Source organism: Mesorhizobium muleiense, from assembly GCF_900099905.1.
Taxonomy (GTDB): domain Bacteria; phylum Pseudomonadota; class Alphaproteobacteria; order Rhizobiales; family Rhizobiaceae; genus Mesorhizobium; species Mesorhizobium muleiense.
Genome location: NZ_FNEE01000010.1, coordinates 97,694 through 104,339 on the forward strand (window position 1 = coordinate 97,694; position 6,646 = coordinate 104,339).

Here is a 6,646-nt window from a genome sequence, read left to right on the forward strand (position 1 = left end):
ACTTTTCGATGATCCGCCAGTCAGAGCTTCAGGCGGATCATCTGGTAGGAATAGGCCGGCAGCGACAGGCTCAGCTTGCCGCCAGCCACCGAGGCGCCGGCCCCTTTCCTGGGGCCGACATTGCCGGGGTTCGCGGCCGAGTTGACGGCTTTCAGATCCGCGTGCGTCATCACTTGGTGATCGACGATGTCGGCCGCGCCGAAGCCGGTGATGTCGATCACGGTTTCGATTGCTTCGCTCGAATGGCGGTTGACGGCGAAGAATGTGACATGCCCGTTTTGCGTGTCATGCACGCCGGTGACGTCGACATAGGAAACGTCGCCAGCGACAGTGGACTTGTAGGTCGGGCATTCCACCCTGAGATTCAGCGCATTGCCGCGTCCGTAGATCGAGGCATAGAGATAGGGATAGTAGATCGTCTGGCGCCATGCCGGGCCATTGGGAACGGTCATGATCGGCGCGATGACGTTGACCAGTTGCGCCATGCACGCGATCTTGACCACGTCGGATCGACGGATGAAGGTGTTGAGGATCAGGCCGACCTGCAGCACGTCCTCGAAATTGTAGATGTCTTCGAGCAGTGGCGGGGCAAAGGGCCAGCCGTCATTGCCACCGAGGATCTTCTTGTCCTGCTCCTTGGAATGGTACCAGACGTTCCATTCGTCGAACGAGATGTAGACCTGCTTGCTGGAGCGCTTCTTCGCCTTGATGTAGTCGATGACGCCGGCGACCGAGACGATGTAGTCGTCGAGTTTCTCGCTCATGGCGAGATAGTTCGGAGCGTCGTTGGCTTCGTTGTCGAAATACATGTGCAGCGAGATGTAGTCGACCTCGTTGTAGGTATGGTCGAGAACCGTCGCTTCCCATTCAGGGTAGGTCGGCATCTTGGCATTCGAAGAGCCACAGACCACCAGCTCGAGCGACTTGGAGAAGGCGCGCATGGCCTTGGCCGTCTCATGCGCCAGGCGACCATACTCGTCCGCAGTCTTGTGGCCGATCTGCCAAGGACCGTCCATTTCATTGCCGAGGCACCAGAGCTTGACGTCGAAAGGTTCCTTGCGGCCGTTCGCGATACGCTTGTCGCTCCACTTACTGCCGCCGGGATGATTGGTGTATTCCAGAAAGTTGCGGGCTTCATCGAGGCCACGCGAGCCGAGATTGACGGCTAGCATCATCTCGGTGTTGGCGGAGGCGCACCAGTCCGCAAATTCATGCAGGCCGACTTCGTTGCTTTCCGATGTGTGCCAGGCGAGGTCGAGGCGCACCGGGCGTTCTTCCTTGGGGCCGATGCCATCTTCCCAATTGTAGGCGGAGACGAAATTGCCGCCGGGATAGCGAACGATCGGAACATTGAGTTCCCTGACCAGATCGATGACGTCCTGACGCATGCCATTGGCATCTGCCGTCGGGTGGCCCGGCTCATAGATGCCGCTGTAAACCGCACGCCCGAGATGCTCGATAAAGGATCCATAGAGCCTCGGATCAATTTTCGAGACAACATAGTGCGGATGCGCCGTGACGGCTGCCTTCATGCATTCCTCCCACAATATCACAAATAGTGATTTAAATCACCTTGTTCGATATCAAAGGGAAGCAATAGGCATTCGTCAAGTCAAAACGACCAAATGTCTGACAATTTGACGGCGGCATCGTCCATCGATAGAGTCAATGAACTGAAATTGCTATATTATTTTCGAAACCCGATTTGGTGATATCAGCCGGTTTTGATCCTGAGCACGATGTCCTGATCGTAATTTCCGAATCCCTTGCCGAAAATATTGATTCCACCGGGGCACTTGGCGTCGTCCTTGACGCCGATACGGATGCGGATTGAATGATGGCCCTTGAGATCGAGGACAGCGAGGCTGGTTTCGGAAATCCTGACGCCGTCGACATAGGTGCCGTCCGTGGAAATTCGCCAGCTCTTCAGCTTGCCATATTGCGAGCCTTTTAGCTTCCACCAGGAGGGCGTGAAGACGCCGCGCTTGTCGCCGAAATCGCCGGGTGACGTCCAGGTGCCGACATCGATGCCATTGATCGCAAGTGTGATGTCGGAGGGCCAGTCGGCGCTGGTGCCCGGCACTTCCGAGGACAGTTCCACCACCACTTCAAGCTCGGTGATCTCGGCATTGGCGAGCTTGGCATTGTTGGGGAACTGGTATTCGACAAAGCCGCGGGTGAACCATAACAACCCAGCTTTCATGCGGTCCGGATCGAGGAAAGTGTTCGGCACATCGAGCAGACCGATGATGCCATCCGGAGAACACAGGCCGCAGGGTGCCGTCACCTCGAAACCGGTGTAGAGCCCGATCGGCATCGACACTTCGATGGCATTGTTCTTGACCGCACGATACTCGCTTTTGAACACCACGAGCACTTCCTCGGCGGTCGGATAGCAGATCTTCTGGCTGCCTTTTTTCGCCTTCTGGTTCTCGGTACGGATCAGGCCGGCATCCTCAAGCACCTGGATATTGGTTGAGACAGTCGATTGCGGCAGCGACAGCACGGCGGCGATGTCGTTGACATTCATCGGCCCCTTTTCATGCAGCAGTTTCAGCATGGAGATACGTGCCAAAGAGGCAAGCCCCTTGAGGACGGCAATGCCTTCCTCAGGTTCGATCACCAGAAAATTGCGACTCATGGATTTGCCAATCTATGCGAAATCTGTACCCGAAATTGTCATGTATATCTGGATATCTGATTTAGGCAATGCGTTGGCCGAATTCATGTAGCCGGCACGGCTCTCGCGCCGAGTGGTCATGCAAGCGCGGCAGCGCCCACAATGGCTCGCGCGGCCGATGGTGTTCCTGCGCATGACGATAGCGGTCTGGGTTGGCGAGCGGCCATTTGGCAGCGCTGGATAGCCGCTTCCAGCGCGACCGACCCGGCCGAAGGATTCGGTTCTGCCGTACAGCCGCGGAGCGTTTTACGTCGCGGTTAGGTGGTGAGCAGACGGTCCCATTCCCTCAGCCAATTGGAAAGATGCGCCATTTTCCGGCCGTTCCTGGCGCTTCTCCAAAGCGGATCTTCGCGTTTCGGCTGGAGTCGATGCAAGACGGACGTTCACTTCATTCGGGAAGACCTGCCTTCAGCAAGCCTTCGCGCAGATGCTCGGCATCGGCAGGATATCGGTAGTGCGGCATCTCCGCCCGCACGCTGAAACCGGGCTTGCGGCGGAGCACCTCTGCGGCTTTAGAGCGAGCTTCGTCGAGACGCCCAAGCTGCGCCAGGCAGGCTGACTCGCGCGCCATCATCCACGGCGACAGCTCGTGCCCGAGCTTCCGGTTTGCCGCCAAGGCTTCTTCATAGCGCCTCACGGCGTATAGACAGAAGGCAAGGGTACCCCAGGCGAACTTAACATAAGGATCAAGTCTGATGGCCCGGCGAGCCAGCTCGATGCCCTCTTCGGCGCGACCGGACACGCCAAACGCCGCGCTCAAGTGCACTATGCCGACCACGTCGTTGGGGTTGAGCGCCACACCATTTTCGAGGTGCGTTATCGCTAGATCGTACTCATCGCGGAATCGGTGGATCTGCCCGAGGAACGTGTGACATCGGCTTTCGCGCGGGTCCAGCCGGACCGCAGTCATGGCCACCTCCAATGCCCGTTGTTTGATGGCATCCGACGCGGCACCGTAGTTATTCTCGACCAGAAGTGACAGGGCCAGATAGGCGTGGGCCATAGCGTATTGCGGATCGAGAGAAACGGCCTGCTCGAACAACTCGCGAGCACGACGGTTGTTTTCCATGCCGAACCCACGCAATTGCTGAATACCGCGGAGCAGACAGTCATATGCCGGTAGGCTGTCGGTCCGCCTGCTCGACGCCATCCTGATTTCGGCGTCCTCCAGCCGGCCCACCACGGTTGCGACGACGGTGTGTGTCAACTCGTCCTGAACGTCGAATAGGTCCTCGATCCTGCGGTCGAAACGCTCGCTCCACAGATGATTGCCTGGAACGGCGTCGATCAGCTGCGCCGTGATGCGAATCCGGCCGCCCATTTTGCGAACGCTGCCCTCGATGACGTAGCGCACGCCGAGGTCGCGCGCGACCCGGCGCACGTCCACGGCTTTGTCGCGATACTGAAACGACGAGTTCCGGGCAATGACGAACAGCGCACGCGAGCGTGATAGTTCGGTGATGATATCCTCAGTGATGCCGTCGGAGAAATATTGCTGTTCAGGATCGCCGCTCATGTTGGTGAAAGGCAGGACCGCGATCGACGGCTTGTCGGGAAGCGACAACGCAGGCCCGGCGGGTGCCGGCGCCACACCGTTCACGATTCTGAACACGCGCACCGGATTGGCAATGTTCTTGAGTTCGACCTCTCCCATCTCGTCGAAGACATGAGCGCCCTTGCCACGCAGTTCATCGCGCACCTTTGCCGAAACGCAGATCCCGCCCGGCTCCGCCAACGCCTCCAGCCGCGCGGCTACGTTGACGCCGTCGCCGTAGACATCGGATCCCTCGCCAATGATATCGCCAAGATTGATGCCGATGCGCAGAAGGATGCGTCTATCCTCGCCCAAAAGCGTGTTGACCTCGGCCATCTTCTCCTGCAGGTCCAGCGCCGCCTCGACCGCGTTCACCGCGCTGGCGAATTCCATCAGCACGCCATCGCCCATGACCTTGACAATGCGGCCCTCATGGTCGCGCACTATCGGCTCCAAGACGCTCTTCCGCTGTTCCCTCAGCGCCGCCAGCGTTCCCGCCTCGTCGGCCTCCATGAGGCGCGAGTACCCCACGACGTCGGCGACGGCGATGGCGGCAAGACGGCGTTTGGCGCGTTCATCGGCCATTTAGATGATGCCTTAAGGCCCAGTTTCCGCCGATGGTATTTGTGCCATGCCACGATGTCCATTGCTGCTATGGGTCCCATTCCGAACATTGCTCAGGGGCCGACACAGGTCTGCGATGGGGGGCATCAGTGCTGGTTTCAGCGAATGTCCGCTGTCGGCAGCAAAAGAGTACAGGAAGGTCCGTTCAGGGTTCCTGCTGACTCGTTGGTCGCCGTTCGGTAGAGGCCGCTCAGGGTAGACACCTGCCGGAGCGGGAACGTCCGGTCCGGAGAACTGTCGGGAACGGCGGCTTATGGCGCAACTTTCCTGTTCGCATGCGCGAATGGATCGACGGGGAGCGTGGTGCGTGGCAACTGCGCCCCTCATTCGCCTCGCCGGACTGCGCCGGCTGATACCCTAGTCGCCTTCACCGTCGTCGAGCGTGAAACCAGCCTTCAAAGTCACCTGGAAGTGACGAACCTCACCATTCTCAACATGGCCGCGCGTCTGCGTTACCTCGAACCAACGCAAGTTCCTGAGCGTCTTTCCGGCGCGGGCGATCGCCACGCGAATAGCATCGTCGATGCTCTCACCTGATGAGCCTACGAGCTCAACCACCTTGTAGATATGCCTCTCATCCATGGAATGCTCCTTTCCAGTTTGCACCATATTTGTGGCGCAATCCGGAAGCGGAAAGTGAGCAGCGAGCGCTTTATCTCCGACCGGCAACTGCTTCGGAAAGGAGCGGGCGACCTCAATATCCTTCGGCTACGATCTGTATATCTGCCCAGGTCTTCAATAGCTTGAAGTTGCCGTCAAAGGCGCGCCGCTTCAACTCCTCGTAAAGAACCGAGCATTGCATGATTTCGCTGGTATCTAGATCACTCTTTGCGGCCTCGCGTTCGCAGGCGAGGTAGAGTGCTTCAGTAGCCGGCACGGCGCGCCGAGTGGTCATGCAGCGCGGCAGCGCCGCAATGGCTCTCGCGGCCGATGGTGTTCCGGCACACGACCACGATAGCGGTCTGGCACGATAGCGGTCTGGATTGGCGAGCGGCCATTTGGCAGCGTTGGATGGGCCGCTTCCAGCGCAATCCGCTCCTCCCCCTGATGGCTGAGCTTAGGTGGAATGTCGACGGTCAGGTTGGATAACGCGCGGGCTCTACGCCGATAACATTCTGCTCCGCGTCCGTGGTGAGCGTTCCCTTCGATTGATCCAATATTACAAGCACGTTGCCGAAAGGGTCACAAACACGAGCGCATCGCCCGATCGCGATGTCGAAGGGCGGTTCCACTGCCTCTCCGCCCGATGCCAAAAATTCTCGAAATGCCGCGTCCACGTCATCAACCAGAATATCGGTCTCTGGACCAATACGAAGATGAACTACTAGTTCTGCATCAGTTTCAGGCAACGCGAATCCGGCGGCTTCCGCGTCCCGCCAGATAAGGGCATGGCCGAGCCGATCCCGATAAAAGGATATGGCTTCGTCAAGATCGCTTACATGCAGTAGATAGTTGTCGAGTTTTCGGAACAACGGCTTTTTGGCGGCCTCGTAAGCCATTGGGGAACCTCGCGCAGCATCGCGGCTCACATCACACACTACCCAAGATTATGCTTTCGTACGCGTTCCGCAACGGCTCAGCGTCGGCTCAACTGATGTCCAGCTTGCAACAGGCTAAGACAAATAGATGGAGCGGGATGCCCAATTCTATTTGAACGTATCCCGCTCTAGTCGGGACGGCGATAGGCCACAACCTCGCCAGGCATGCTCAGGTTCTGCAAGGAGCCAGGTGCCGCGCCGCCGATCCAGCCCAGCACCGAGCGGGCGAGCTCGGCGCCGGCCAGCCGGAAGTTCTCGTTGACCACCAGC

General features: G+C 58.7%; 6 protein-coding genes and 1 pseudogene. All 7 read right to left on the reverse strand.

Annotation, left to right across the window (positions count from 1 at the left end):
• Positions 1-20: 20 nt before the first annotated feature.
• Complete coding sequence (gene arfA, locus BLT09_RS18670; protein ID WP_091595499.1) at positions 21-1,532, reverse strand: arabinosylfuranosidase ArfA; 1,512 nt, start codon at positions 1,530-1,532, stop codon at positions 21-23.
• A 182-nt stretch (positions 1,533-1,714) separates the two neighbouring features.
• Positions 1,715-2,641 carry an ArsR/SmtB family transcription factor gene (locus BLT09_RS18675; RefSeq protein WP_091595501.1) on the reverse strand — a complete coding sequence of 309 codons (927 nt, stop codon included), beginning with the start codon at positions 2,639-2,641 and terminating at the stop codon, positions 1,715-1,717.
• A 427-nt stretch (positions 2,642-3,068) separates the two neighbouring features.
• Entirely contained in the window at positions 3,069-4,799 is a 1,731-nt protein-coding gene (locus tag BLT09_RS18680; RefSeq protein ID WP_091595503.1) for an adenylate/guanylate cyclase domain-containing protein, read from the reverse strand.
• Positions 4,800-5,195: 396 nt separating this feature from the next.
• Entirely contained in the window at positions 5,196-5,420 is a 225-nt protein-coding gene (locus BLT09_RS18685; RefSeq protein ID WP_091595669.1) for a dodecin, read from the reverse strand.
• Between the two features lie 112 nt (positions 5,421-5,532).
• Complete coding sequence (locus BLT09_RS18690; RefSeq protein ID WP_091595504.1) at positions 5,533-5,733, reverse strand: hypothetical protein; 201 nt, start codon at positions 5,731-5,733, stop codon at positions 5,533-5,535.
• Positions 5,734-5,914: 181 nt separating this feature from the next.
• A complete protein-coding gene (locus tag BLT09_RS18695) occupies positions 5,915-6,337 on the reverse strand; it encodes a VOC family protein (protein WP_091595506.1) in 423 nt (140 codons plus the stop codon).
• Between the two features lie 167 nt (positions 6,338-6,504).
• Positions 6,505-6,646, reverse strand: a pseudogene (locus BLT09_RS34950) (LacI family transcriptional regulator); the annotation flags it as partial.

Excerpts from the sequence above, each read along its gene's own strand:
- BLT09_RS18680 (WP_091595503.1), bottom strand. The coding sequence starts at position 4,799 with ATGGCCGATGAACGCGCCAAACGCCGTCTTGCCGCCATCGCCGTCGCC.
- arfA (WP_091595499.1), bottom strand. The coding sequence starts at position 1,532 with ATGAAGGCAGCCGTCACGGCGCATCCGCACTATGTTGTCTCGAAAATT.
- BLT09_RS18675 (WP_091595501.1), bottom strand. The coding sequence starts at position 2,641 with ATGAGTCGCAATTTTCTGGTGATCGAACCTGAGGAAGGCATTGCCGTC.
- BLT09_RS18695 (WP_091595506.1), bottom strand. The coding sequence starts at position 6,337 with ATGGCTTACGAGGCCGCCAAAAAGCCGTTGTTCCGAAAACTCGACAAC.
- BLT09_RS18690 (WP_091595504.1), bottom strand. The coding sequence starts at position 5,733 with ATGACCACTCGGCGCGCCGTGCCGGCTACTGAAGCACTCTACCTCGCC.
- BLT09_RS18685 (WP_091595669.1), bottom strand. The coding sequence starts at position 5,420 with ATGGATGAGAGGCATATCTACAAGGTGGTTGAGCTCGTAGGCTCATCA.